Below are 25,829 nucleotides of genomic sequence, written 5' to 3' on the forward strand. Positions count from 1 at the left end.
GACCGCGTCAGGTTCGGCAATGACGGGAATTCGCCGCAGCCCATAGCAAAACATCGACGCCATGGGAAGGGCGGGGCGCAATTTTCTAGCCGCCCTTGGCCGGCCGCACTGCCACCGCGACGCAGTCGACATAGTCGCCCGAGCGTTTGGCGCGCGCCTCGATCACGCCCGCCAGACGCGAGAGGCCGCGCGGCGGCTTGCCGGGATTGCGCTTCTTCGGCGACGGCAGCGTGACGGCCAGGAGCGCGGCCTCGCGCGCCGTCAGCGCGAAGGCCGGCTTGTCGAAATAGTGCCAGGCTGCCGCCTCGATGCCGTAGATGCCGTCGCCCCATTCGGCGATGTTGAGATAGATCTCGATCAGCCGGCGCTTCGACAGGATGAAGTCGGCATAGACGGCTAGCGGCACTTCGAGCCCCTTGCGGACGAAGGAGCGGCTGTTCCACAGAAAGAGGTTCTTCGCCGTCTGCATCGGGATGGTGGAGGCGCCACGCGTCTCCTCCCCCTCCAGCGTCGAATCGATGACGGCGTTCAGCTCCTTCCAGTCGACGCCGCCATGCGCGCAGTACTGGCCGTCCTCCGACATCATCACCGAATGGACGAGCACCGGCGCGATGTCCTCCAGCGCCACCCATGTCCGCGACACCGGCTTCAAGCTGAGATAATCGCCGAGCATCAGCGTCGAGACCGGGTGGACGAAAGGGAGCGCGTAGACCGGGACGAGGGCGAGCGGCAGGGCGACGAGGACGACCAGCGTGACGATCAGGAAGCCGAAGGCGCGTCGCAGCATGAGAGCTTTCCGTAGGCCGCAGGGGAGAGAGGCGTACCGGCCTTCCGGCGGCGGGTTCCCTTGAGGTCATATCGGCGCGGGGCCGGACTCGCAATCTCTGCGGGCCGTCTTCGGCCGCTCGCTTGACCTCCGCCGGCGGATCGGCGAAGCCGGTCAGCGGTAGGCCCGGTCGCCGCAACGCCCGGCACGGAGAAGAGACATGCGCACGGCGTTCGAGGGTCAGTTGCAGGATGCAGCCACGGTGATCGAGACCGTGCTTGCCGAAAGCCTCGACGGCGCCCATCCGCTGATGCGGGGCACGCCGCCACGCCTGGCCGAAGCCATGCGGCACGGGGCACTGGCGGGCGGCAAACGGCTGCGCCCCTTCCTCGTGCTCGAAACGGCGCGCCTCTTCGGCGTCGGTGGTGCAGGCGTCGCCAACGTCGCGGCGGCGCTGGAATGCGTCCACTGTTATTCGCTCGTCCACGACGACCTGCCGGCGATGGACGACGACGACCTGCGCCGCGGCCGCCCGACCGTACACAAGGCCTTCGACGAGGCCACCGCGATCCTGGCCGGCGATGCCTTGCTGACATTGTCCTTCGGGCTCGTCGCCGGCGCCGAGGACATCGCGCCGCAGGCCCGCCTGGCGCTCATCGACGCGCTATCGCGCGAGGCCGGCGCCGCCGGCATGGTCGGCGGGCAGGCACTGGACCTTTCCGCCGAGACGGAGGTGCTGGGCGAGGCGGAGATTTCCCGAATGCAGGCGATGAAGACCGGCGCGCTCATCGCCTTCGCCTGCGAGGCGGGACCTGTTCTTGCGGGTGCCGCAGAGGAGGACCGCCGGCGGCTGCGCCGCTACGGCGAGATCATCGGCCTCGCCTTCCAGCTCGCCGATGACCTCCTCGACGAGACCGCCGACGCCGGGGCTCTCGGCAAGGCCGCCGGCAAGGACCGCGCCCGCGGCAAGAAGACACTCCCTGCCCTCCATGGTCACGACTGGACGCGCACGAAGCTGGACGATCTCGTGACAGAGGCCAGCGCGTGTCTCTCGCATTATGGCGAGCGCGCCGAGATCCTTGTCGAGACGGCACGTTTCATCGCGAACCGGCGCAGTTAGCCGGACCTGGCATTGCGCCCGTCACCCCGGTGCCTGACGGGACCGGGTCGGGAGCGCCGGTCGGTCGTCACCCCCGGACCGCCCGCGGGAAGGCCGCCACGACGCGCGACTCGAGATCGTGTACCGGCGAGAGCGAGCGCTGGGTGGACCGATGCCGAGACGCACCGCTCCGCTCCATCTGGAATTTGCCGAGCTGGATATTCAGTTCCGCCACCTCGGCGGCAAGTTCGTTGCTGGCCGCCGTCGACTCCTCCACCATGGCCGCGTTCTGCTGGGTCCCCTGGTTCAACGTGCCGACCGCGATGTTGATCTCGTTGAGGCCCGTCGCCTGGCTGCGCGCAGACGAGACGATTGAGGTTACATGAATGTCGATCTCGTTGACTTCGCCGACGATCACCTCGAGCGCCCGGCCCGTTTCGCCGACCAGTTCGACGCCGTCGGCGACCTGTTTGGACGAGTTTGAGATCAAGCTCTTGATCTCCTTGGCGGCCTCGGCAGAACGTTGCGCCAACCCGCGAACTTCCTGGGCGACCACCGCGAAGCCACGACCGGCCTCGCCCGCCCGCGCCGCCTCGACGCCTGCATTCAGCGCCAGAAGGTTCGTCTGAAAAGCGATCTCGTCGATAACGCCGATGATCTTGCCGATTTCCTCGGACGACTTCTCGATCGCGGCCATCGACTGGATGGCCCTGGCCACTACCTGGCCCGAGCGCTTGGCGCCGGCTTTTGTGCGATTGACCAGGAGACCGGCCTCGTCCGCCCGCTGGCTCGACGATCTTACCGCCGTCGTGATCTCGGCCAACGCCGCCGCCGTTTCCTCCAGGGCTGCCGCCTGCTGCTCCGTGCGGCCGGCAAGGTCGTCGGCCGCCCTACGGATCTGCTCAGCGCCGGCATGGATCCCTCCGGCAATGCCGGCGACGGACCGCATCGTCTCGCCCAGGCGATCGACCGAGACGTTATAGGAGAGCCGCAGGGGTTCCAAAGCGGGAAGGAAGGCGTGGTCTATGTCCCGCGTCAGATCGCCCTCGGCCAGCCTGCCCAGCCCCGCGCCGAGTTCATGAACGGCAGCGACCCGCTCACTGACGTCGGTCGCGAACTTGACCACCTTCGTCACCTTGCCGTTCAGGTCGAGGATGGGGTTGTACGAGGCCTGGATGTGGACGGCCTTGCCGCCCTTGCCGATCCGTCGGAACTCGTCTGCGATGAACTCGCCTCCCCGCAGCTTGGCCCAGAAATCGGCATAGTCGGCCGACGCGGCCTGGGCGGGCTCCACGAACATGCGGTGATGCTTGCCCACCACCTCATCGAGGCCATAGCCGATGACTGCCAGAAAGTTCGGGTTGGCGGTGAGGATCTGGCCGTCCGGCGTGAATTCGATGATGCCCTGGGCGCGACCGATCGCATCCAACTTGCCGGCGTTCTCAGCCGCAGCGAGTTTTGCCACGGTGATATCAGTGGCAAATTTCACCACCTTGTAGATCTTGCCCCCACTGTTCGTCACCGGGTTGTAGGACGCCTGCAGCCAGATCTCCCGTCCGTCCTTCGCAATTCGCTTGAATTCCCCGGCGACGAATTGGCCCCGTCCGAGTTGCGTCCAGAACGCCTTGTAGGCCGCAGCCTGCACTTCATCGGGTGCGACGAAGATGCTGTGATGCTGGCCGGCGATCTCCGACAGCCCGTAGCCGAGAGCCCGACAGAAATTCTCGTTCGCCGTCAGGATCTTGCCTGCCGGGTCGAATTCGATGATGGCCAGTGACTGGCCCATGGCGGCGAGAACTCGGACAGCATCGGACGACCCAAAGCCTAGGCAGTGTGGACAAAGTGTCTGATCCACAATCGGATGGATGCCACGAGAACGAAGCCGAGAAAGCTGTCTGCGGTCTTGTCGTATCGCGTGGCCAGCCGCCGACTGTGTTTCAGCTTTGAGAAGCAGCGCTCGACGAGGTTTCTCAGGCCGTAAATGTATCCGTCAATGACGGGTTGGACCTTGCGGTTTCGCTTTGCGGGGATGACCGCGGCAACGCCTCTGGCCTTGAGGTCGGCAAGGATGAAGTCGGCGTCGTATCCCTTGTCGGCGAGCAGGACACAGGGCTTGGGACCGGGCTGGTCCATGACCGGCGCATAGCCTTTCATATCGGAGACCTGACCGCCGCTCAGCGTGATAGCGACAGGGAGGCCTCGAGCATTGCTGCGGAGATGGATCTTGGTCGAGAAGCCACCACGAGAGCGGCCAAGACTTTGGTCCTGATCCCTTTTTTTAGCGCGCCGGCGGCGTGCTGATGGGCGCGGATAATGGTAGAATCGATCATTTGAACGCTGTCATGACCCGTGCCGATCTCATTCAGCGCCTCCAGTATCACGTCCCAGAGCCCCGCCTGCGTCCAGCGCCGGAACTGGCGATAGACGGAGTTCCAGGCTCCGAAATCGCTGTGTAGATCACGCCACGCCGTCCCCGTTCGGGCGATCCAGAAGACCCCGTCGAGCACCAACCGATGATCGCGAGGCCGTCTACCTCGCCTCGGACCCTTCTCGACCACGAACGGCTCGAAGAAGGCCCATTCCGCATCCGACATCAAACCTCGAACCAACACCGCCCTCCGCAAAGAGCAGCCTTGAATCAGTCAGCAGGTGATTTGGGAATCCCCTTTGTCCACACCGCCTAGCATGCGATGCTCCTAAATTTTTGCAGTGCCCAATCAAACCGATCTACGCGCCCTACCATGAATTTTCCGATAAGCTCTGAGAGCATTTTAGCTGGTCAAGCACTATTCCTCAAATATAACGGCTATAATGACGCAATATTGATTGTACAAATCAGACATTCAGAGGCACGGGCGCGATTGAAAACTCAATCCAGGATAGTCCAACTATTGTATAAGTTCTGCACGTTGCGGAGCGACATAGCGCGCCTCCTCGATTGCTCTCCTAAGACGAGCGATCGGGCGATGCTACTAGTTTTGGTTGAATCTGATTTTGGTGCGGCAGATGTAATGTGTAGCGCGGTGTCGGCGGTCCTGGCGGCGCCAAGACAATCAGATTGCCGGGCACAACTGCGTCATCGGTGAAACCCCTCAGCGAGCGGCGCATTGGCCTGAGGGATGGGCAGCGCCAGCGCGGTGCATCCTTGGCCCGTCCGACAGACCCTAACGAGGAGAGACCATGCCGATCGACCGACGAACCCTCCTGACCCTCAGCGGCGCCGCAGCTGCCGCCACCCTTTTGCCAAGCGCCGCAGCCGCGCAGACCCCCGCCCCCGGCGGCTTCACCCAGCCACCCCTGCCCTATGCCGAAGACGCCCTGGCGCCGACGATCTCGGCAAAGACCGTCGGCCTTCACTACGGCAAGCACCACAAGTCCTATTTCACCAAGCTGAACGAGCTTGCGCCCGGCACCCCCTTCGAGGGCCTGACCCTCGAGGAAGCGATCACGAAGTCCAAGACCGACAAGAACCAGGCGATTTTCGACAATGCCGGCCAGGCCTGGAACCACGTCTTCTACTGGAACCAGTTCGAGGGTGGCCCGGCCGCGCCGGAGGGCGCTTTCCTCGAAGCCGCGACGCGTGATTTCGGCGGTGTCGACCAGATGAAGGCCGCCATGGTGGCGGAAGCGGGAAAGGTGTTCGGCACCGGCTGGGTGTGGCTCGTCGCCAGTGAAGGCAAGCTCGAGATTCTTGGTCTGCAGGACGCCGGCAATCCCATCGCCGAGGGCAAGACGCCGCTCGCCGGCATCGATGTCTGGGAGCATGCCTATTATCTCGACTACGAGAACCGCCGCCCGGACCACGTCAAGGCAGTGCTCGACAACCTCGTGAACTGGCGCTTCGTGGGCGAGCAGATGCCCGCCTGAGGCTGAACTGGCCGGGTGGGTTGATCCTGCCCGGCTCTTCCGCACCGGCTGCCTTCGCGTCCGGCGCGGCGGTGCCCGATGCTCAGTTGCGGAACACGACGCAGCTCCCCCCGGCGCCGCGCAGCCGGCCGCACAGCGCATCGGCCTCGCCGCGGGAGTCGGCGCCGATGCGCACGGCATAGATGCGGCCGCGGCTGGCGCGGTCGCGCAGGACGATGGGCGCCTTGCCGCCGAGAATGCCGGAAAACCGGGCTTGGACGCGGCGAAAGGACTGCAGCGCCACCGTCTGGCGCGGACTGCCCGCGACCTGCACGCCCCAAGGCTGCATCGGTGCGCTTTCCACGGCGGGCGCGCGGGTGCGCACCATCGGCATCGCCCGGCAGGATTCGTCGAATCCCTTTGCCTCGTCGAGCGGGGCCGCTTCGATCTCGCGTCCGGGCTGGAGGAACCAGTCGGCCGAGCGGGCCGTGATCGACAGAACGTAGTCCTCGGTCTCGTAGGGCAGCGCCCCCCCCGAGATCTGCCAGCGCTTCACCCGGTTGATGCCGCCATTGTAGGCGGCGGCGGCAAGCCCCCAATTGCCGAGGTCGGCCTTGAGATCGCGAAGATAGAGAGCGGAGTGGCGGATCGCCTCGGCGATGTCGTAGGGATCCTCGAGCCCGCGCTCCTTTGCCGTGCCGGGCATGAACTGGGCAATGCCGCGCGCGCCGACCGGCGACAGCGCCTCGCCGTCGAACCGGCTTTCCTTCCAGATCAACCGGGCGAAGAAGTCGGGCGACATCTCGGTCGCGGCGGCGTTCGCAGCGATGAGGTCGCAGATCAGGGCCGTGCCGGTCTTGCCCGAAGTTCCCACGACAGGCCCGATACCGGGCGGGACGGTTTCGGGCGATGCGCTCGCTGCGGTCACGCCTGACGGATCGATCTTCGCCGCGGCAGGGATGGCGCCGGGAACCGCTTCGGCCACCGCCGGATTCACCGCAGCGAGCGGAGCGACCACGAGTGCGACAAGCGAGGCGCCGCGCAGGACGACCATCGTGCTACTCGGCAGCCGGCTCGACCGCGACCCGCGCCACGCCAAACCGCCGGTCGATATAGTCGGCGACCATGACCTTGAAGTCCTCGGCGATGTTCGGCCCGCGCAACGTCGCAACCTTCTTGCCGTCGACGAAGATCGGCGCCGACGGGGTCTCGCCGGTACCGGGCAGCGATATGCCGATATCGGCATGCTTGGACTCGCCGGGACCGTTGACGATGCAGCCCATGACGGCAACCTTCAGCCCTTCGACGCCCGGATATTTCTCCTTCCAGAGCGGCATGGAGGTGCGGAGGTCGGCCTGGATCTGCTCGGCGAGTTCCTGGAAAACCGTCGACGTGGTTCGGCCGCAGCCGGGGCAGGCCGCGACGATCGGCACGAACTGGCGAAAACCCATGGTCTGCAGGATTTCCTGCGCCACCTGCACCTCGCGCGTGCGGTCGCCGCCGGGCTCGGGCGTCAGCGAGACGCGGATGGTGTCGCCGATCCCCTCCTGCAGGAGGATGCCCATGGCGGCCGAAGAGGCGACGATGCCCTTGGAGCCCATGCCGGCTTCGGTCAGGCCGAGATGCAGCGCGTGGTCGGTGCGGTTCGACAGGTCGCGATAGACCGCGATGAGATCCTGGACGTTGGAAACTTTCGCCGAGAGGATGATCTTGTCGCGCGGAAGGCCGGTTTCCTCGGCGAGCTGCGCGGAAAACAGCGCCGACTGGATGATCGCCTCGCGCATCACCGCCCGCGCCGAGCGTGGCCTGGCGGAGAGGGAATTCTCGTCCATCAGCCGCGTCAGCAGCGCCTGGTCGAGCGATCCCCAGTTCACGCCGATGCGCACCGGCTTGTTCCAGCGGATCGCCATCTCGACGATCTGGACGAACTGCCGGTCCTTCTTTTCCCCGAAGCCGACATTGCCCGGATTGATCCGGTATTTGGCCAGCGCCTCGGCACAGGCCGGATGTTCGGCCAGCAGCGTGTGGCCGATATAGTGGAAGTCGCCGACGAGCGGCACCGTGATTCCGAGCCGGTCCAGGCGCTCGCGCACCTTGGGGACGGCGGCCGCCGACTCGTTGCGGTCGACGGTGATGCGGACGATTTCGGAGCCGGCCCTGGCGAGCGCGGCCACCTGCGCGACCGTCGCGTCGATGTCGGCGGTGTCGGTATTGGTCATCGACTGCACGACGACGGGTGCCGGGCCACCGACCAGGATACCGCCGACATCGACGCCGACGGTCGGGCGGCGCGGGGTGGGATCGGCGTCGAGGCTGTCGATGAGGGGCTCGATGTTCATCTTGGACATCCACACGGCGGAGAAGGACAATCCCGAGGTGGCGCTTTCGGCTCGGCTTGTCAAATGACACCGTCACCATGTCCGTCCTGTGACAGAAACCGAAAGCGCAAGGCGTGCGGCCGTGAAGATTTTCGGGCTAAGCCAACAATCCCGCGCCATCGTGGGAACACACGGCGTCCTCGCGGGTTTGTGACGAACTAACTTCAGCAAGGCGGGACTTCCATGACGATCGGCACCATCCTCCTCATCATCCTCGTTCTCATCCTGGTCGGCGCCATCCCTTCCTGGGGACATTCGCGCAGCTGGGGCTATGGCCCGAGCGGCATCATCGGCGTGATCCTGGTCGTCGTCCTCATCCTCGTGCTGCTCGGCCGGATCTAGCGTTCCGACACCAGCACGACTGCCAGACCTATCCAGCGCCGGCCCGAGAGGGCCGGCGTCTTCAGTTGTGCCGGACGTCAGATCTGCGTGCGGTGGTCGGCCCCGCGAACGAGCCCCGCGGCAAGGAAGGTGACGACGAGCAGCGCCGCCAGTGACAGGAAGACCAGCCGGAAGCCCGAATGTTCGGCAACGAAGCCGATCGCCGAGGGCGCGAGCAGGATACCGCTGTAGCCGAGCGCCGAGACGATCGAGAGGCCCGACCCCGGTTTCAGCCCCTCGATGTTGCCGGCCGCGGAGAAGGCGATCGGTACCATGTTGGAGAGGCCGATGCCCATCAGGGCAAAGCCGAGAAGCGTTACCGGAAGCGCGTCTGCAAGGCCCACAGCCAGCAGTCCCACCGCCGCGACGGCGCTGCAGACCCGTGCCGTGGCCACCGCACCGAAACGGTCGCGGATGCCGTCGCCGGCAAAGCGGAAACACGCCATGGTCAGCGAGAAGGCGGCGAAGGCAAGACCCGAGGCGGCGGCGCCGGCGCCGAGTTCCTGGCGCAGATAGACCGCGCTCCAGTCGATCGCGGCGCCTTCCGGGATCATTGCGAAGAGGGCGAACAGCCCGACGGCCACCGCCTTGAGGACTCCGGCGCGACTCGCCTCGGCGGCGACGGGCGTCGGCGCGGTCCCAGATGCTTCCTGCGGGGCGACCGCATGATCGGCCAGCGCGCCGCGCGCCACCAGAACCCAGAGGGCGAGGATCACGGCGGCGACGACGAGGGAATGGCCGAGCGCCCCCAGCGCGGCGATGATGAAACCGCCGAGGCCGGCGCCGAGAAGGCCGCCGACGCTCCAGAAGCCGTGGCAGGACGACATGATCGCCCGCGGGCGCCGGCGCTCGACCGCCACCGCATTGGCGTTCATCGCGACATCCATGCCGCCGGTGGCCAGCCCCATCAGCGCGACGGCGAGACCGGCGGTGACGAGTCCCGGCGCCAGCACGACAAGCGGCATGGCCGGCACCATCAGGAGGTGCAGCACCAGCATCGGCAGGCGCGACCCGGCCCGCCCGATCACCCGGCCGACCACCGGCATGGCCGCCACGGCGCCGAGGCCGAAGATCAGAATCATGATCCCGAGCGTCGCCTCGGAAATCTCGAGGCGCGCTGCAAACAGCGGGATCTCGGGCGCCCAGCTGCCGATCAGGAAGCCGTTGGCGAGAAAGGCGGCGGAGACGGCGATGCGATGCATCGGGATGGCGACCGCGCGGGGCGCCGGGGAAATCTCTGCATGCGTCATGCCGTCCGCCACGTTCAGATTGGTTTTCGCCATGTCAGGTCCTCAAGGCCCGTGGCTGCCGGGCACCCGCGACCTCAGGCTCGGCCCGCATCACGGCGACGCCCAGCGCCTCCATCGCGGCCACTGCCACAAGATCGCAGTCGGATTCGACGAAGAGGGCCGAGATGCGATCCGTGGGAATGACCGTGTAGGGCGCGGCCGTACCGATCTTGTCGTTGGCCGCGGCGACGAAGATTCGGCGGCTGCGGGACGCCAGCGCCGCCTTGAGTTCGCACTCCTCGAACACGTGCCCCGTCACACCCTCGTCGGCGTCGATGCCGCAGGCGCCGAGGATCAGGACATCGGGCCGAAACCGCTGCGCATCGGCAAGGGCTTTCGGTCCGAAGCAGGCGCCGGTCACCGCGTCGACCCGCCCGCCGATGAGGATGGTCTCGATCCCCGGTCGCTCCAGCAGCGCGCAGGCGATCAGCGGCGCGTTCGTCACCACGGTCAGTCCGGCATTCTCCGCCAGCGCATCGGCGACGGCGAGATTGGTCGAGCCGGCGTCGATGAAGAGCAGCGTGCCGGGATCGATCATCGCCGTGACCGCACGCGCGAGCGCCGCCTTGCGCGCCGGGGCGATGTTTTGGCGGCGGGTGAGCGATCCCTCCGACGGCGCCAGGGGCACGGCACCGCCATAGACGCGGCGGCAGAGACCGGCCTGCGCCAGATCGCGCAGATCGCGGCGCACCGTATCCTCGGAGACGTGGAAGCGCTTCGCCAGCGGAGCGGCGAGCACGCGCCCCTCCGCCTCGAGGAGCGCCCTGATCTTCGCCTGTCGTTCGGATGTCAGAAGTTGAGAGTCCATGCTTCACCAATCGTGCTATAACATGCACAAACATGCATGAACGGGCACACTGGGTCAAGCGGGTCGCGCTTGTCTCGGTAGATGGACCTGGGGGAGCCTGCTCCGCAGGTGCCAAGAGCACCCCGGTGGGGTGCTCTTGAGCCTCGGTGGTTGCAGCGGGCCGGTGGAAGGGCGCGTCAGACCGCGGCGAAGGCGACCAGCAGGTCCTTGGCGTCGATCTGGTCGCCGACCTTCACGTGGACGGCGGCGATCGTGCCATCGCGCTCGGCATGCAGCGCCGTCTCCATCTTCATCGCCTCGATCGACAAAAGCACGTCGCCGGCCCGGACGCTCTGCCCGGCCGCGACCGCGAGCGTCGAGACAACGCCCGGCATCGGCGCGCCGACATGCGCGGCATTGCCCGCCTCCGCCTTCGGCTTGACGACGGCGGACCCGCTGCGGTTGCGATCGGGCACCTTCACCCGGCGCGGCTGGCCGTTCAGCTCGAAGAAGACGGTGCGCAAGCCCTTCTCGTTGGTCTCGCCGAAACCGAGGCAGCGGACCACCAGCGTCTTGCCGCGCTCGAGGTCGATCAGGACCTCCTCCTCCTGCTCGATGCCGTAGAAATAGCTCGGCGTCGGCAGGCCGCTGACTGGACCATAGAGTTCCTGCGCAGCGTGGAAGTCGGTGAAGACCTTGGGATACATGAGGAAGGAAGCGAAGGCCTGGTCGGTGATGGAGGTGCCGAGCTTCTCCTCGATCTTCGCCCGCTCCGCGACGAGGTCGGCCGCGGGGATGAGCGATCCCGGCCGCACCGTGATCGGCGCCTCGCCCTTCAGCACCTTCTTCTGCAGCGCCTCCGGCCAGCCGCCGGTCGGCTGGCCGAGATCGCCGCGCAACATCGAGACGACCGAATCGGGGAAGGCGAGGTCCTTTGCCGGATCCTCGACGTCGGCGACGGTCAGATCCTGGCTCACCATCATCAGCGCCATGTCGCCGACGACCTTGGAGGACGGCGTCACCTTGACGATGTCGCCGAACATCTGGTTGACGTCGGCATAGGTCTGGGCGACCGCATGCCAGCGCGTGTCGAGGCCGAGCGCCCGCGCCTGTTCCTTGAGATTGGTGAACTGGCCGCCCGGCATTTCGTGCAGATAGACCTCCGAGGCCGGGCCCTTCAGGTCGCTCTCGAAGGCGGCATACTGGTTGCGCACCGCCTCCCAGTAGAAGGAGATGCGGCGGATCGCATCGGCCGAGAGGCCGGGATCGCGGGGGCTGCCGGCCAGCGCCTCGACGATCGAGCCGAGGCAGGGCTGCGAGGTATTGCCGGAGACCGCGTCCATCGCCGCGTCCACCGCGTCGACTCCCGCCTCCACGGCCGCCAGCACCGTCGCCGCGGCGATGCCCGAGGTATCGTGGGTGTGGAAGTGGATCGGGATCCCGATCTCCTCCTTCAGCGCCTTGAACAGCACCCTTGCCGCCGAGGGCTTCAGCAGGCCCGCCATATCCTTGACGCCGAGGATGTGGGAACCCGCCGCCTCCAGTTCCTTGGCGAGCGAGACATAGTATTTCAGGTCGTATTTTGGCCGTGCCGAATTCAGGAGGTCGGCGGTGTAGCAGATCGCGCCCTCGCAGAGCTTGCCCGACTCACCGACCGCGTCGATCGAGACGCGCATGTTCTCGGTCCAGTTCAGGCAGTCGAACACGCGGAAGAGATCCACCCCGCCCTTGGCTGCCTCGGCGACGAAGGTCTTCACGACGTTGTCGGGATAGTTCGTGTAGCCGACGCCGTTGGAGCCGCGCAGCAGCATCTGCAACAGGATGTTCGGCGCCCGTTCGCGGATCAGCGCCAGCCGCTCCCAGGGATCCTCGGTGAGAAAGCGCATGGCCACGTCGAACGTCGCGCCGCCCCAGCACTCCAGCGACAGCAGCTGCGGCAGGGCTCTCGCATAGGCGTCGGCGATGGCGACGATGTCGTGCGTGCGCATCCGCGTGGCGAGCAGCGACTGGTGGCCGTCGCGCATCGTCGTGTCGGTGACGAGCACCTGGGGCTGTGCCAGCATCCAGTCGGCAAAACCGCGGGGACCCAGCGCGTCGAGCTTCTGCTTCGACCCCTCGGCGATCGGCAGGTTGAACACCGGCGCCACCGGCGGCGCGTTGTCGGGGTTCGGCTTCGGCCGTCCGCGTGTCTCGGGATGGCCGTTGACGGTGACGTCGGCGAGATAGGTCAGGAGCTTCGTCGCCCGGTCGCGCCGCTTGACCTGGCTGAACAGCTCCGGCGTCGTGTCGATGAAGCGGGTTGTGTAGCTGTTGTCGCGAAACTGCGGATGCGTGATGATCGCCTCGAGGAAGGTGAGGTTCGTCGCCACGCCCCGGATGCGGAACTCGCGCAGCGCCCGGTCCATCCGGGCGATCACCTCTTCCGGGCTCGGCGCCCAGGCCGTCACCTTTTCCAGCAGCGGATCGTAGAAGCGCGTGATCACCGCGCCGGAATAGGCGGTGCCGCCGTCGAGGCGGATGCCGAAGCCGGTGGCGCCGCGATAGGCGGTGATGCGGCCATAATCGGGGATGAAGTTCTGCTCGGGATCCTCGGTGGTGATCCGGCACTGCAGCGCATGGCCGTTGAGGCGAATGTCGGCCTGGGCCGGCACGCCCGATTCGGGCGTGCCGATGGCAAAACCGTCGAGAATGTGGATCTGCGCCTTGACGATGTCGATGCCGGTGACCTCCTCGGTCACGGTATGCTCGACCTGGATGCGCGGGTTGACCTCGATGAAGTAGAACTTGCCGGTATCGGCATCCATCAGGAACTCGACCGTGCCGGCGCCGACATAGCCCGTGGCCTCGGCCAGTTGCTTGGCATAGCCGCAGAGGTCAGAACGCTGCGCGTCGTCGAGGTAAGGCGCCGGCGCGCGCTCGACGACCTTCTGGTTGCGGCGCTGGATCGAGCAGTCGCGCTCGAAGAGGTGGACGACGTTGCCCTGCGTGTCGCCGAGAATCTGGACCTCGACGTGCCGGGCGCGCTCGACCAGCTTTTCGAGATAGACCTCGTCCTTGCCGAAGGCGGCCATGGCTTCGCGCTTGCCCTCGGTCACCTCGCGCAGAAGGTCGGCCTCCTGCCGGATCGACCGCATGCCGCGCCCGCCGCCGCCCCAGGACGCCTTCAGCATCAGCGGATAGCCGACGCTGGCGGCGAGGCGCTTGATTTCGTCCGGATCATCGGGAAGCGGCGCCGTCGCCGGGACGACGGGCACGCCGACCTCGATGGCGAGATTGCGCGCCGCGACCTTGTTGCCGAGCCGGCGCATGGTGTCGGCGGTCGGGCCGATGAAGACGAGGCCGGCCTCGGTGCAGGCGTCGACGAATTCCGGGCTCTCCGACAGGAGACCGTAGCCGGGATGGATCGCATCGGCGCCGGAGAGCTTGGCGACGCGGATGATCTCCTCGATCGACAGATAGGATTCGATCGGCCCGAGATCGCGCTTCAGATGCGGCCCGCGCCCGACCTGGTAGCTCTCATCCGCCTTGAAGCGGTGCAGCGCCAGCTTGTCCTCCTCGGCCCAGATCGCCACGGTCTTGAGACCGAGCTCGTTGGCGGCGCGAAACACCCGGATGGCGATTTCCGAACGGTTGGCGACGAGGATCTTGGCGATGGACAAAGGCGGCACTCCCGGCGAGATGCTTCCTTCTGACGCGGGGAAGCTGATCGCGGAAGATTGCGTTGCTTCCCCGGATTTCGCAAGCGCGAAGAGCGCGCGTGCAATTGCGTCGTCCCGGCAACCGCGGCGACGCCTCGACGATCGGCTGGTAGCGCGCGCCCGACCGGGGCGTCAGACCCGGTTTCGATCGAGCGGCGTCCGCCACGACCAGCCGCTTCTCTTCTCCTCGCGCAGGAAGGTGAAAAGTCCGGAAAACGCGACCAGCGTCATGCCGGCGACACCGAAGGCATCCGGGAATTCGTCGAAGAAGAGCGCGCCGATCAGCGCCGCCCAGATGATCTGGCTGTACTGCGTCGGCGCCACCCGGTTCGCCGGGGCTGCGCGCGTCGCATAGACCTGGATGAGATGGCCGGAGCCGGCGCAAAGACCCGCGGCGGCGACGAAGGGCATGATGCTCCACTCAGGGGCGACATAGGTCGGGATCATCAGGATCGCATTGACGACGAAGGCGCTGAGGACGACCGAGCCGATCAGCGTGATGCGCCGTTCCGTCGGACCGAGGACGCGCAGCACGATGACGGTGACCGCGCCGCAGAAGGCGCAGCCGACGGCCGCCAGATGTCCGGGCAGGATCTCGCGAAATCCGGGCCGCACGACCAGCATCACGCCGACGAGCCCGGTGATCACGGCGCTCCAGCGCTTCCACCCGACCGGCTCCTTCAGGATCAGGGTGGACAGGACGGTCACGAAGATCGGCAGGAGGAAGATCAGCGCATAGGCTTCGGCGAGCGGCAGCGAGGTGAAGGCGACGACGGCGAGGATGCCGCCAGCCGTACCGCTCGTCATCCGCAGGAGGACGAGCTTCGGATGCCGGGGAACGAGCGCCGACTTCCAGCTGTCGCCGCGCTCCTTGGTCAGGAGGGCCGGCAGGATGGCGAAGACCGACGTGAAGAAGCCGATCTCGAAGACCGGGAGGTGGCCGCCCAGATATTTGATCAGGGCGTCGCTGCAGGCATAGACGAAGTAGCTGAGAAAGCCGAGGAGAATGCCGGTCTGCATGGGAAGCCGATCGAATCGGGGCTGCGCGAAGCTATCCCAGCCCTAGGCCATGCGGCGCAGACGGTTCAACCGTCTCCCCGATGAAATCGGCGTCGCGCGGCAATCGCGCCATGCACGCAGCCGCGCAAGCTGTCGGCAAATCGCGACGCCGGCTTTCACTGCGATCGTGCATCCGGCCTTTCGATGCTATTTTGCCGGGATCGGTGCGGCTGGATCTCGGGACGGCACGACATGATCGCAAAGCCCCTCGTTCAGGGCCTTTTCCGGCGCCGCAAGCTGGGGATGAGGCACGCGGTAAGCGCGGGCGCCGTCTTCCTTGCCCTCCTCGCCGGCGCGGCGTGGATGGTGCGCGTGCCGCCCGGCGAGACGCCGCTGCTGCGCATCGCCGGCCCGAGCTTCATCTTCAACTACCGCGTCGCCGACGTCTATTATGGCTTCACCGCCGAAGTTATGCGGCCGGTCCCGGTCTCTTCGACGATCACGGCAGAGTTCGAGGATCCAGCCGGCGGCCCGCCGCACCGTGTCAGCGAAAAGATCTTTCCGCAGACGCGCCGCTACGCGCTGCGCTCGCCCTCGCTGCGTGGCGTGAAGAAGGGCGTCCCCTACCACGTCACCATCCGCCTTCTGAACCGCGGCGACGAGAAACTGCTGTTCGAGACCCGCCTCGCCGCCCGCTCCGACCTCGACGACGCCCTCATGCCGACGCAGCCACTGACGATCGGACCCGGTTACGAGCGCAATCCCTCGCCCCGCGCGACAACGGAAAACGGCGGCTGAAGCGGTTCAGTCGACGGGCAGCACCCGTCCCTCGGCATGCGAGACGAAGCAGAGGTCGAGAAGTTTCTGCACCTTGGCGGCGCGGCGGAAATCCGGTTCGCCATTCTCGCCCGACAGAAGCGCGATGACGAAGCGGTCGGCGTTCTTTGGAGTCGGCGGGCAGTCGACGGGCCGCCAGGTCTGCGTCTCGACGTCGGTGCCAAGACAGGCCTCGAGCCGCGAGTTCTCATGATCGGCCCAGATCCTCAGTGCGCCCTTGTCGCCGTGGATCGTCAGGTCGAGATCGTTCAGCTTGCCGGTGGCAAAGCGCGTCATGTGGACGACGCCGAGCGCGCCGTTCGACATCTCCACCGTCATCGCCACGCTGTCGTTGACGTCGAGCGTGTAGGCGCCGATCGCCCCGCCCTCGGCCTTGTCGAAGGTCTTCATCCGGGCGCCAAGGCTGGAAATGTCGAGGCCGGTCGCAAACATCAGAAAATCGAGGATATGGATGCCGATATCGCCGAGGACGCCCTTCGAGCCGTGCGCCGAGGAGAGGCGCCAGAGCCAGCGCTCGTCCACGCGCCAGTCGCCCCAATGGCCAGCGGTCAGCCAGCTCTGCAGATAGCTTGCCGAAACATGGCGGATGGTGCCGATGGCACCGGCCTCGACCATGCGGCGCGCCGTCTGGACGGCATGCGCATTGCGGTAGGTGAGGTTGACCATGTTGACGAGGCCGGCTGCCTCCGCCGCCTCGGTCATCCCCGATGCATCGGCAAAATTCAGCGCCAACGGCTTTTCGCAGAAAACCGGCTTGCCCGCGGCGATGAGCTTCAGCGTCGTTTCCCGGTGGACGCCGTCGGGGGTCGCATTCACGGCGGCGTCGAACCCGCCCCAGGCAATGGCGGCGTCGAGATCGCCGAAGGCGTAGTCAATCCGGTGCATCTGCGCGAAGGTCCGGGCGCGCTCGGCATCGATGTCGCAGGCCGCGACCAGGCGGCAGCCCGGGAGGACGGAAAAATGCTCGGCATGGCGATGGGCGATCGCGCCGGTGCCGAGGAGGAGAATGCGCTTTTCCGTCACCGCCTGGCTCGTATTCTCATCCGAAACCGTCTTCGCCTGGCGCATGCAGGCTGCCGCCGCGTTGCTCGATGGGCTCGCGCGCCGCTGCGATCGACACGTTCGGCGCCGATGACACGTCGGTCCACGGCTCTGCCGGATTGTGGGCCCAGTGCACGGCGTTACGCAGCACCTTTTGGATCTTCGCGTCGTGATAGATCGGGTAGGTCTCGTGACCCGGCCCGAAGTAGAAGATCTTTCCGGCACCGCGCTGGTAGGTGAGGCCCGAGCGGAAGACTTCGCCGCCCTGGTACCAGGAGATGAAGACGGTTTCGAGCGGCTCGGGCACCAGGAAGGGCTCGCCGTACATTTCCGAATTCGGCAACTCGATCGCGTCACCGATGCCGGCGGCGATCGGGTGTGCGCGATTGATCGTCCAGACCCGCTCGCGCTCGCCCGCCTCGCGCCAGCGCAAGGAACAGGGCGCCCCCATCACCCGCTTGAAGATCTTGGAGAAATGCCCGGAGTGGAGGACGATCAGCCCCATCCCCTCATAGACCCGCTGCGCCACCCGCTCGACCACCGCGTCGTCGACATCGCCATGCGCCTTGTGCCCCCACCACAGGAGAACGTCCGTCTCGGCCAGCCGCTGGGCCCCCAGCCCGTGCTCGGGTTCGTCGAGCGTCGCCGTCGAAACGTCGATCGCCGCGTCCCTCGAAAGGGCCGTAGCGATCGTCTGATGGATGCCGTCCGGATAGATCGCCCGGACGGTGGCATTCTCGCGCTCGTGCCGGAACTCGTTCCAGACCGTCGCTCGGATCGCCATGGGCTTGCTCCTCCTGCAGCTACGTCAGTGGCGGACGCCTCAAACGGCGACGAGCAGAGCGAAGGGCAGACCACCCGGCAGGGAAGCCAGGGCGATCCCGCCCGCCGTCTCCGCCGTCTCCGTGCCGAAGGCACTGCGGAACGCCTGCCCCGCCAGGCTCGCCGGCAGAATCACCGTCGTGTCGCCCCAGAATCCGGCACCCGGGACCAGTCCCTCGCTGCCTTCCAGCATCGCGAGGCAGAGGCGCGGCGCGATCGTGACCGTCGCCGCGCCGCCTTCCTGGATGCGGGCGAAGGCGACGACATGGCGCGCCCGTACGCCCTCCACCTCCAGCGGCACGTAGGCGCCGGTGGTGAACAGTGTCGGCGCCGTCTGGCGCAGGCGCAGCGCGGCGATGGTGAGCTTCGCCTTGACCATGCCGTCACGCCAGTGATCGAGACTCGCACGCAGGGGCTCGTCGTCCTCGATCGCGGCAGCCAGCGCCTTGAAGTCGACAGAGCGGCGGTTGTCGGGGTCGACCAGGCTGAGGTCGTAGAATTCGGTGCCCTGATAGATGTCGGGAACCCCCGGCACGGTCAGTTTGATCAGCGCCTGCGACAGCGATGTCAGGGCGCCCGCCCGCACGAAAGGCTGCACCGAGGCCCAGAATTCATGCAGGAAGTCGTCGGTCGCGCCGCGATCGAGCGCCGCCGCGACAAAACCCTCGACGCCGGTCTCATAGGCTTCGGCCGGCGATGTCCAGCTGGTGTACCGCTTGGCCTCGCGGACCGCCTTCTGCATGAAGGTCTGCAGCCGCCCGGCGATGGCGCTGCGGGCGGCATCGTCCGCGGGGTCGAAATCCGCGGGGAGGACGCCCAGCAGCGCCTGGTAGAACATCCACTCGCTGGGGGCGTCCGGCGCATCGAGCGTCTCGTCGACGGCGATGCGGTAGGCGCCCATGGCCTCGGCGAAGCTCTCGACGAGCGTCGACCAGTGCTTCGGCGCCTCGCTGAGGGTGTAGAGGCGCGCCCTGGCATCCTCGCCCCGCTTGGTGTCGTGGGTCGAGGAGGCGAGGAGGCCTTCCGGCTGGTCCTCGCTGCGAATGGCCATGGCGTCGTGGAAGGCGCCGACATCGGTGCCGTAGTGATCGGGCTCGCCGCCGACCTCGTTGAGGGCGATCAGACGATTGTAGCGGAAGAACACGGTGTCCTCGACGGCCTTGGCCATGACGGCGCCGGTCGTCTGCTGGAACCGCCGCGTGAAGTTCAGCGCGCCGGCGACGTCGCGGCCCTCGTCGAAATCCAGCGTCAGGAGACGGCCGATGAAGTCGATCGGCTCGTCGGCTTCGACCTCGCGCTGCGACTTCGCAAGGGTGACGGCGTCGTCGATGATCGCCCGGTCCGTGGCGGGAACCCCATCGACGCCGACATAGGTGCGGTAGACCGGCAAGGCCGTCGCGACCTCGATGATCGAGCGGGAGATGGTGTCGGGACCGAGATCGCGCGTGGCGAGGCCTCGGCTGGCGACGGCCAGCGCCTCGGCGGTGAGATAGGCGAGTTCGCCCGCCAGGTTCCTCGAGAAGATCGAGCGCTTCTGGCGCAGGATCATCTGCCGGAGATCCTCGTCCTCGCCGATGAACTGGCTGTAGGCCCGCGTCATCCCCTCCTCCTGCTCGGGATCGACATAGAGCCCCGACAGCGCGGAGATGAACTCGTAGCCGGTCGTGCCCTCGATCTCCCAGGATTTGCGCAGCCGCTCTTCGCCGGTGAGAATCTTCTCGACGAAGATGACGGGGTCGCGGCGTACCGACTGGAAAGCCTGGCGAAGGTCGAGGAGATAGTTCTTCGGATCGGCCAGACCGTCGACATGGTCGATGCGGATGCCATCGAGGCGCCGCTCGCGGGCCAGACGGATGACGGTGCGGTGCGACTCGCGGAAGACGTGGCGCAGCTCCTGGCGGATGCCGATGAGGTCGGCGATCTCGAAGAAGCGGCGATAGGTCAGCTTTTCGCGCGCGGTGCGCCACCAGGCGAGGCGCCAGACCTGCGCCTCGTGCAGCGCATGCAGCGCCAACTGGTCGGCATTGATGCTGCCGATGGCGCTCTCGAGCGCGACGGCGAACGTCTCGTCGCCGAGATGCTCGCGCAGGCGTTCCGACAGCTCCTCCCCCTCGATCGGCGTGGCCACTGAAAAACGGCGGATCAGACGGTCACGTTCGGGATGGTCGAGGAAGGCGAAGACGTGCCCGAGCGTGCGCGGATCGAGCGGCAGCTGGTAGCCTGCCGCGTCGAAGCGCATGCGCGAATCCGCCGCATCGAGCACGACCTTGAGGTCGCCATCCATCGAGGCTTCGCCATAAGGCTTGGCGAGCACCGGAACGAGGATCTTCTCGGCATCCCAGGCGATGTCGAACGTGTTGGCGTAGCGGCTCTCGCGGCCCCAGGCGAGGACGTCCTCCCACCAGGCGTTTTCGGGGCTGACGCCCATATGGTTCGGAACGAAGTCGAGGATGAGACCGACATCGGCATGTGCCAGCGCGTCGCTCATCGCGACAAAGCCGGACTCGCCGCCGAGATAGTCCTCGAAACGGTTGTAGTCGATGACGTCGTAGCCGTGCGTCGATCCCGGCGAGGCCGTGAAGATCGGCGACGCATAGAGGTGGCTGACGCCGATCGCCCGGAGATAGGGCGCCATCGCCGCGGCGGTCTCGAAGTCGGTCCCTTCCCGGAACTGCAGACGGTAGGTCGCGATCAGCTGACGGCTCATGAAAGCTCCGGTCTTTCTTCGCGCATGGCCTCGGCGGTCGCCTGGAAGCCGGCATGCTCGGCCAGATCCTCCAGTTCGACTTCGAGGCGAATGCGCCAGTTTGGATATTGGTCGGTCGTGCCCGGGAGATTGGGCTGCAGCACGGCACCGATCATGTCCTCGACCTGCACGGTGACAAGAAGGCTCGGCGCCCGCGCCACGAAGCGATGGACGGCGTCGGCAAGGTCCTGCGTCAGATCCGGCGGCAAGGTATCCTCGCCGCTGGCGACGCGGTGGAAGCGCTCGGGCAGAAGTCCCGCCTCTTCCAGCGCGACGATCAGCATCCGGCGGTCGCGCCGGCGCTCTTCGCGCGTCTCCACCGTCCGCTCCTCGCTCTGCGTGCCGGTTTCCAGCCGCAACTCGATGTCGGAAGACAACCACCAGCCCTTCAGCGTCGGCAGGTCGTGCGTCGAAACGCAGGCAAGCGACATTTCGGGATAGGCCGCCGTCGGCAGGAACTCGACTTCCCGGCGCTCGAAATAGAGGACGCGGTAGGACAGAACGCCCGCTTCGGTCATCGTGGCACGAAAACCCGTCGGCACCGTGCCGAGATCTTCGCCGATGACGAGACAGTTGTTGCGCTGCGAGGCCTCGGCGATCGTGTCGATCATTTTGCCCAGGGGATAGCGGACATAACCGCCGCCGGCAGAATTCTGGCCCTCGGCGATCCACCAGAGGCGCGCCAGCCCCATGGCATGATCGATGCGCACCGCCCCCGCATTGCGTGTCAGCGCGTCGAAGGCATCGCCGAGCGGCCGGAAGTCGCGTTCGGCCAGTGCGAGGGGCGACAACGGCGCCAGACCCCAGTCCTGTCCAGCGGAGTTGAACATGTCCGGCGGCGAGCCCACGCGTGCCGCGCCGACCGTCAGAGCCGGATCGGCCCATGTTTCCGCTCCATCGGGCGCAACACCCACGGCCAGGTCGAGATAAAGTCCGATGGACATGCCGGCGGACCTGGCACGTTTTTGCGCCTCGGCCAGCTGCTCCTCCGCCTGGTACTGGAGCCAGAGATGGAAGAGGAGGTCATCGGGCGCCTCGGCCTCGAACTGATAAACGGCGTCGGCATCGCGGGTCTGATAGTCCTCCGGCCAGGAATGCCAGCCGGCGTGGTAGCCTGCCGCGACCATCCTCGCCGAAATCGCCTCGAACAAGGCGAAGTTGCGCAAGGCCTCGCCGCCGCCCGCGCAGAAGGCTTCGAAGCTGGTATCGGCCCGAATCTTCTCGAGCCTCGCGGCAAAGATGTCGCGCAACAGGCAGTTCTTCAGCCGGCCGACCGCGGGGTAGTCCACGAGATCGCCGTTCAGCCCGTCAAAAGCCTCGGGAGACTCGGCAAACAGCCGTTCCGTCGCATCTGGTCCGCCAGACAGCCGATCGATGGCGATGTACAGGGGATTGAGAAAGCGGCGGGTCGACGGCGAATAGGGGCTGAACCGTCCGCAGTCGGCCATGAACAGCGCGTGCAACGGATTGACACCAACGAAGGCAGCGCCGGCCTGGCCGGCGATCTGGGCGAAATTGGCGAGATCCTCGAAATCCCCCATCCCGAGGTTGCGGCGCGAGCGCAAGCTGTAGAGCTGGCAGGCGACGCCCCAGACGCGCCTCTGTCGGACTGCTTCCGGCAGCGCGCAGTGCCCGCTCGGCCTGTCAGCCGCCTCGTCGTAGGTTCCCTCGGCACCCGTTTCGGGATCGACGCCGAGCGCTTGCAGCAGGGCGACCTTGGCCTCGTCTGCAATGGTCCTGCGCTCGCCCATTTCCGAGATGTAGCCAATCTGGATGCCGTGGCTTTCGGCCAGCCGGTCGAGCCGTTCAGTCATGTGAGCCGTCCCTGATCTCTAGCATTTTCGTCAGACGGAAAACCACAGAAGGCCCGGAAAGGACGCCATCATGAACGTCTTCGGCGGCCTTGCGCGGATGGGCAAACAGCAGCTCGCCCGCATCGCGATCCGCCTCCGTATCGGGCAGCGTCCAAGGTTCGTCGTCGAGATTGGCGAAAAGCCTGAGGACCTGGCCGTTTTGCAGCGTCCATGACACCACGAAGGCACATCCATCGGTGACCGCATAGCTGCCGGAATGCGGCGGGATGTCTTCCAGAAGCGGCATGATCACGTCGCGGCGAAGCTGCAGAAGCTTGCGTACCATGAACAGTCGGCGGCGGTTCGTCGGCTTGTCGATCATGGCCCAGTCGATCGCGGAATGCCGGAAAGTCGCCTCGGAGTTGGGATCGGGAATCAGCGCTCGGCTTTCCTCGTCATGGAAGGCGGCAAACTTCTTGAATTCGGCACGTCGTCCCTCGCGCACGAGGTCGCCGAGCTCCCCGTCGAAATCGGTGAAGAAGCAGAACGGATTGGTGTCGCCGAACTCCTCGCCCATGAAGATCAGCGGGATCTGAGGGGAGAGCAGAAGAATGGTCTGCAGGCATTCGATCACCCGCCGCGAGGCAAGATCCGTCAGCCGGTCGCCGAAGGCGCGGTTGCCGATCTGGTCGTGGTTCTGGATGAAGTTGACGAAGGCCGTGGGCGGCAGTCCATCGGAACGCTCGCCGACGTTCTCGTCGCGGTGGCGCGAATGCTCGCCCTGATAGACGAACCCTTCCGCCAGCGAACGCGCCATCTGCGACACGCTCTTGCGGACATAGTCGGAATAGTAGCTCTCCGACTCATGCGTCGCCAGCACATGCGCGCAGTGGTGAAAATCGTCGTTCCACTCGCCGCTGACGAGAAGCGGCTTCCCCTTGTCGTCGCGCTCTATGTGCCAGACGATGTTGCGGGCGTCCTCGCTGGTCAGGTGGACATGGCGATCGGTGATCTTCTCGCGGACCCGCGCGGCAAGCTCGCGCACCAGCGGCTCGTCCGTCACGTCCTCGATCGAGTCGATGGCGTCGAGGCGGAGTCCGTCGATACGGTATTCGTTCAGCCAGAACAGCGCATTGTCGACCATGAAGTCCCGCACCGGCGGCGCGTCGTAGGCGATGGCGACGCCCCAGGCCGTATGGATCTCGGGATGAAAGAACTCGGGCGCATAGGCGCTGATGTAATTCCCGTCCGGTCCGAAGTGATTGTAGACGACGTCGAGGAAGACCATCAGGCCGCGCTCGTGCGCCGCATCGACCAGCCGCTTCAGCCCTTCGGCCCCGCCATAGACCTCGTGGGGTGCATAGAGCAGCACGCCGTCATAGCCCCAGCCTCGCTTGCCGCCGAACTGGGCGACAGGCATCAGCTCGATGGCGGTAATGCCTGTCTCGACGAGGTAATCGAGTTTGTCGATCGCGGCGTCGAAAGTGCCTTCGGGTGTGAAGGTGCCGATATGCAGCTCGTAGAAGACGGTCTCCCGCCAGGGCCTTCCCTTCCAGGCCGCCGTCTTCCAGACATAGGCGTGCGGGTCGACGAGACGCGACAGCGAGTGAACGTCGCCCATCTGCGCCCGGGCCGCGGGATCGGGCACCACGAGGCCCTCATCGACGCGGAAGCCGTAGCCGCCACCGACGGCGACCGCATCCGTCTCGATCGACCACCAGCCGCCATCCTCTTTGTGCATCGGATGAAACTGCCGCTCGCCGCCGGTTTCGGAAACGAGGTCGAGCTTCTGGATTGCGGGCGCCCATAGCCGGAAGACGGCACCATGGTCCGTCAGGCGCGGCCCCCAGGAGGTCTCGTGTTCGAATGTCGTCTGTGTTGCCGGCATGCCGGGTCTTCCTTCCTGCTCCCGGATCTGCGCGGCATGCCGGCGACCGAGGCGCACGTGCACCGAAAACGATGCGTTGAATTTCTGAACGGCGGCAGGATGCTTCGCTAAGCGCGACCGGGCAGCCAGTGCCCGATATGCGCGATCCGTCCCATGATTACCTGGAGGCCGGCGGCCAGGGTTCCACCCTCCGGCTGCACATTGCTGCGATGCAATCCTTGGCTGGCAAGGGATGTGTGCCTCAAGCAGCCGTGCTCACGAACTGCTGGCTGTCGGCCCTGCGACGACCGATCCGGCCGTGGACGAGATCGTGAATGAAGCCGAGTTTTCCAATGACCACGGGTGAAAGCACGAACGGATAAAGGTCCTGGTGCCCGAGCGAACGGTTGAAGGAATTCAGCGCCAGCGTCAGCGGCGTCCAGGCACGCGCGATATGTTCGATGGTGGTCGCCTCGTCGAAGATCTGGAAGTCGAGATCGACCGCGAGGAGACCCGATCGATCCGCTTCCGGCTTCAGCATAATGCCCCACTCGCCGCCCGTCTCGAGCGTATCGACGATGTGGAAGTAGTGTGCCCAGGTTTCGGCAAAGTCCTCCCAGGCATGCGCCCCGGCATAGGACGAGACATAATGTTCCTGCCAGGAAGATTTTGGCCCGTTGGCGTAGTGGCGCTGCAGGGCCTCGCCGTAGTCTTCCTCGTCATCGCCGAAGACTGCCCGGCACTCGGCGACGACGCCGCCGTCGCGCACCAGCCGGTCCCAGTACCAGTGACCGACCTCGTGGCGAAAGTGGCCGAGCAGCGTGCGGTAGGGCTCGCCCATGGCGTTGCGGCGTTTCTCCCGCTCCGCATCGTCGGCCTCGACAAGCGCGATGGTGATCAATCCGTCCTCGTGGCCGGTCATCACAGGCTGGCTCTGGTCGGCGCCGGTCGTGCGGAAGGCAAAGGCCAGCCCCTCGGGACTTTCCGCCCGCGTCGTCCGCGGCAGCTTCAGTTGCAGGATGGTGTGGAATAGACGCCGCTTGGCCTGCTCCATCTTCTGCCACAGCGCGATGTTTCCCGGGGCATCGAGGTTCGGGATGACGAGATTATGCTGGCAGGCAACGCACAGCGCATCCGGACTGTCTCCCGGCACCAGCCAGTTGCAGACGCCGAACGTGTAGTTGCCGCAGTATTTCCAGCGCCCGCTGCCGTTGGAGCCGGCGGCCTGCCAGATGCCGTCGGCGCTTTCCAGCGCGAGCATTTCCAGGGATTGAGGCTCGAAGCCGAGGGCGTGGTTGCAGCGTTCGCAGAGAACGTTCTCGAAGTAGACGACATGTCCGCAGGCGCTGCAGCAAAACAGCTTCATTCTATATTTCCTTTGGGCCCCGAGCCCGTCCGTCCGCCGTCGCCACCGGGGCGCGCTGATGCGGCTGCTTGAATTTCAAGTGAGGAATGGCCCTGGCAACGCACGGTTCCCCTC

The 25,829-nt window shown here is 66.2% G+C and carries 19 protein-coding genes; 4 read left to right on the forward strand and 15 right to left on the reverse strand.

The annotated features are described in order from the left end of the window. Positions 1-85: 85 nt before the first annotated feature. On the reverse strand, positions 86-787 hold the full coding sequence (locus Sa4125_RS18855; RefSeq protein ID WP_224000430.1) for a transglycosylase domain-containing protein: 702 nt from the start codon (positions 785-787) through the stop codon (positions 86-88). Positions 788-986: 199 nt separating this feature from the next. Here Sa4125_RS18855 and Sa4125_RS18860 point away from each other — a divergent pair, with 199 nt between their 5' ends. After that, positions 987-1,886 carry a polyprenyl synthetase family protein gene (locus Sa4125_RS18860; RefSeq protein WP_224000432.1) on the forward strand — a complete coding sequence of 300 codons (900 nt, stop codon included), beginning with the start codon at positions 987-989 and terminating at the stop codon, positions 1,884-1,886. Between the two features lie 67 nt (positions 1,887-1,953). On the opposite strand, the gene Sa4125_RS18865 is transcribed toward Sa4125_RS18860, so the two are convergent. Both Sa4125_RS18865 and Sa4125_RS18870 read right to left on the reverse strand, forming a co-directional pair. After that, on the reverse strand, positions 1,954-3,651 hold the full coding sequence (locus Sa4125_RS18865) for a PAS domain-containing methyl-accepting chemotaxis protein (protein ID WP_224000434.1): 1,698 nt from the start codon (positions 3,649-3,651) through the stop codon (positions 1,954-1,956). A 38-nt stretch (positions 3,652-3,689) separates the two neighbouring features. After that, a protein-coding gene (locus Sa4125_RS18870; RefSeq protein WP_224000436.1) for an IS5 family transposase occupies positions 3,690-4,459 on the reverse strand; the annotation gives its coding sequence in 2 pieces (ribosomal slippage) (positions 3,690-4,148 and positions 4,151-4,459; 768 coding nt in all). Positions 4,460-5,045: 586 nt separating this feature from the next. Between Sa4125_RS18870 and Sa4125_RS18875 the strand changes: the two genes are divergently transcribed. Continuing rightward, the gene (locus Sa4125_RS18875; RefSeq protein ID WP_224000438.1) at positions 5,046-5,732 is read left to right on the forward strand and encodes a superoxide dismutase; all 687 of its coding nucleotides are present in this window, start codon (positions 5,046-5,048) and stop codon (positions 5,730-5,732) included. Between the two features lie 82 nt (positions 5,733-5,814). Here Sa4125_RS18875 and Sa4125_RS18880 read toward each other — a convergent pair whose 3' ends face one another. After that, positions 5,815-6,765 carry a lytic transglycosylase domain-containing protein gene (locus Sa4125_RS18880; protein ID WP_224000440.1) on the reverse strand — a complete coding sequence of 317 codons (951 nt, stop codon included), beginning with the start codon at positions 6,763-6,765 and terminating at the stop codon, positions 5,815-5,817. Between the two features lie 4 nt (positions 6,766-6,769). Beyond that, positions 6,770-8,050 carry a flavodoxin-dependent (E)-4-hydroxy-3-methylbut-2-enyl-diphosphate synthase gene (gene ispG / locus Sa4125_RS18885; protein WP_224000442.1) on the reverse strand — a complete coding sequence of 427 codons (1,281 nt, stop codon included), beginning with the start codon at positions 8,048-8,050 and terminating at the stop codon, positions 6,770-6,772. Positions 8,051-8,272: 222 nt separating this feature from the next. Between ispG and Sa4125_RS18890 the strand changes: the two genes are divergently transcribed. Continuing rightward, a complete protein-coding gene (locus tag Sa4125_RS18890; RefSeq protein WP_224000444.1) occupies positions 8,273-8,431 on the forward strand; it encodes a DUF3309 family protein in 159 nt (52 codons plus the stop codon). 77 nt (positions 8,432-8,508) lie between these two features. Here the strand turns inward: Sa4125_RS18890 and Sa4125_RS18895 are convergent, their stop codons facing one another. The 4 genes from Sa4125_RS18895 to Sa4125_RS18910 all read right to left on the reverse strand — a co-directional run bounded on the left by Sa4125_RS18895 (position 8,509) and on the right by Sa4125_RS18910 (position 15,264). Next, positions 8,509-9,720 carry an MFS transporter gene (locus tag Sa4125_RS18895; RefSeq protein WP_224008001.1) on the reverse strand — a complete coding sequence of 404 codons (1,212 nt, stop codon included), beginning with the start codon at positions 9,718-9,720 and terminating at the stop codon, positions 8,509-8,511. Positions 9,721-9,754: 34 nt separating this feature from the next. Continuing rightward, positions 9,755-10,567: a DeoR/GlpR family DNA-binding transcription regulator gene (locus tag Sa4125_RS18900; RefSeq protein ID WP_224000446.1), complete on the reverse strand. Its 813-nt coding sequence runs from the start codon at positions 10,565-10,567 to the stop codon at positions 9,755-9,757. A 176-nt stretch (positions 10,568-10,743) separates the two neighbouring features. After that, complete coding sequence (gene pyc, locus Sa4125_RS18905) at positions 10,744-14,205, reverse strand: pyruvate carboxylase (RefSeq protein WP_224000448.1); 3,462 nt, start codon at positions 14,203-14,205, stop codon at positions 10,744-10,746. 171 nt (positions 14,206-14,376) lie between these two features. Then, positions 14,377-15,264 (reverse strand): DMT family transporter, encoded by an 888-nt coding sequence (locus tag Sa4125_RS18910; RefSeq protein WP_224000451.1) that lies wholly within the window; start codon positions 15,262-15,264, stop codon positions 14,377-14,379. 231 nt (positions 15,265-15,495) lie between these two features. Here Sa4125_RS18910 and Sa4125_RS18915 point away from each other — a divergent pair, with 231 nt between their 5' ends. Beyond that, positions 15,496-16,041, forward strand: coding sequence for a hypothetical protein (locus tag Sa4125_RS18915; RefSeq protein ID WP_224000453.1), 546 nt, complete (start codon positions 15,496-15,498; stop codon positions 16,039-16,041). 6 nt (positions 16,042-16,047) lie between these two features. On the opposite strand, the gene Sa4125_RS18920 is transcribed toward Sa4125_RS18915, so the two are convergent. The 6 genes from Sa4125_RS18920 to Sa4125_RS18945 all read right to left on the reverse strand — a co-directional run bounded on the left by Sa4125_RS18920 (position 16,048) and on the right by Sa4125_RS18945 (position 25,715). Then, the gene (locus Sa4125_RS18920) at positions 16,048-17,148 is read right to left on the reverse strand and encodes a Gfo/Idh/MocA family oxidoreductase (protein WP_224000455.1); all 1,101 of its coding nucleotides are present in this window, start codon (positions 17,146-17,148) and stop codon (positions 16,048-16,050) included. Then, positions 17,120-17,905, reverse strand: coding sequence for a ThuA domain-containing protein (locus tag Sa4125_RS18925; protein ID WP_224000457.1), 786 nt, complete (start codon positions 17,903-17,905; stop codon positions 17,120-17,122). The genes Sa4125_RS18920 and Sa4125_RS18925 overlap by 29 nt, the downstream gene beginning before the upstream one ends. Positions 17,906-17,944: 39 nt before the next feature. Beyond that, positions 17,945-20,650, reverse strand: a complete 2,706-nt coding sequence (gene treY / locus Sa4125_RS18930; RefSeq protein ID WP_224000459.1) for a malto-oligosyltrehalose synthase — start codon at positions 20,648-20,650, stop codon at positions 17,945-17,947. Beyond that, entirely contained in the window at positions 20,647-22,503 is a 1,857-nt protein-coding gene (gene malQ / locus Sa4125_RS18935) for a 4-alpha-glucanotransferase (RefSeq protein WP_224000461.1), read from the reverse strand. Before malQ ends, treY begins: the two co-directional genes overlap by 4 nt. Beyond that, positions 22,496-24,370 carry a malto-oligosyltrehalose trehalohydrolase gene (gene treZ, locus Sa4125_RS18940; protein WP_224000463.1) on the reverse strand — a complete coding sequence of 625 codons (1,875 nt, stop codon included), beginning with the start codon at positions 24,368-24,370 and terminating at the stop codon, positions 22,496-22,498. Before treZ ends, malQ begins: the two co-directional genes overlap by 8 nt. 241 nt (positions 24,371-24,611) lie before the next feature. After that, on the reverse strand, positions 24,612-25,715 hold the full coding sequence (locus Sa4125_RS18945; RefSeq protein ID WP_224000465.1) for a putative zinc-binding peptidase: 1,104 nt from the start codon (positions 25,713-25,715) through the stop codon (positions 24,612-24,614). Positions 25,716-25,829: the final 114 nt, after the last annotated feature.

The sequence above is a fragment of the Aureimonas sp. SA4125 genome (genome assembly GCF_019973775.1).
Taxonomy (GTDB): Bacteria; Pseudomonadota; Alphaproteobacteria; order Rhizobiales; family Rhizobiaceae; genus Plantimonas.

Excerpts from the sequence above, each read along its gene's own strand:
- Sa4125_RS18855 (WP_224000430.1), bottom strand. The coding sequence starts at position 787 with ATGCTGCGACGCGCCTTCGGCTTCCTGATCGTCACGCTGGTCGTCCTC.
- Sa4125_RS18860 (WP_224000432.1), top strand. The coding sequence starts at position 987 with ATGCGCACGGCGTTCGAGGGTCAGTTGCAGGATGCAGCCACGGTGATC.
- Sa4125_RS18865 (WP_224000434.1), bottom strand. The coding sequence starts at position 3,651 with ATGGGCCAGTCACTGGCCATCATCGAATTCGACCCGGCAGGCAAGATC.
- Sa4125_RS18875 (WP_224000438.1), top strand. The coding sequence starts at position 5,046 with ATGCCGATCGACCGACGAACCCTCCTGACCCTCAGCGGCGCCGCAGCT.
- Sa4125_RS18880 (WP_224000440.1), bottom strand. The coding sequence starts at position 6,765 with ATGGTCGTCCTGCGCGGCGCCTCGCTTGTCGCACTCGTGGTCGCTCCG.
- ispG (WP_224000442.1), bottom strand. The coding sequence starts at position 8,050 with ATGAACATCGAGCCCCTCATCGACAGCCTCGACGCCGATCCCACCCCG.
- Sa4125_RS18890 (WP_224000444.1), top strand. The coding sequence starts at position 8,273 with ATGACGATCGGCACCATCCTCCTCATCATCCTCGTTCTCATCCTGGTC.
- Sa4125_RS18895 (WP_224008001.1), bottom strand. The coding sequence starts at position 9,720 with ATGACGCATGCAGAGATTTCCCCGGCGCCCCGCGCGGTCGCCATCCCG.
- Sa4125_RS18900 (WP_224000446.1), bottom strand. The coding sequence starts at position 10,567 with ATGGACTCTCAACTTCTGACATCCGAACGACAGGCGAAGATCAGGGCG.
- Sa4125_RS18910 (WP_224000451.1), bottom strand. The coding sequence starts at position 15,264 with ATGCAGACCGGCATTCTCCTCGGCTTTCTCAGCTACTTCGTCTATGCC.
- Sa4125_RS18915 (WP_224000453.1), top strand. The coding sequence starts at position 15,496 with ATGATCGCAAAGCCCCTCGTTCAGGGCCTTTTCCGGCGCCGCAAGCTG.
- Sa4125_RS18920 (WP_224000455.1), bottom strand. The coding sequence starts at position 17,148 with ATGCGCCAGGCGAAGACGGTTTCGGATGAGAATACGAGCCAGGCGGTG.
- Sa4125_RS18925 (WP_224000457.1), bottom strand. The coding sequence starts at position 17,905 with ATGGCGATCCGAGCGACGGTCTGGAACGAGTTCCGGCACGAGCGCGAG.
- treY (WP_224000459.1), bottom strand. The coding sequence starts at position 20,650 with ATGAGCCGTCAGCTGATCGCGACCTACCGTCTGCAGTTCCGGGAAGGG.
- malQ (WP_224000461.1), bottom strand. The coding sequence starts at position 22,503 with ATGACTGAACGGCTCGACCGGCTGGCCGAAAGCCACGGCATCCAGATT.
- treZ (WP_224000463.1), bottom strand. The coding sequence starts at position 24,370 with ATGCCGGCAACACAGACGACATTCGAACACGAGACCTCCTGGGGGCCG.
- Sa4125_RS18945 (WP_224000465.1), bottom strand. The coding sequence starts at position 25,715 with ATGAAGCTGTTTTGCTGCAGCGCCTGCGGACATGTCGTCTACTTCGAG.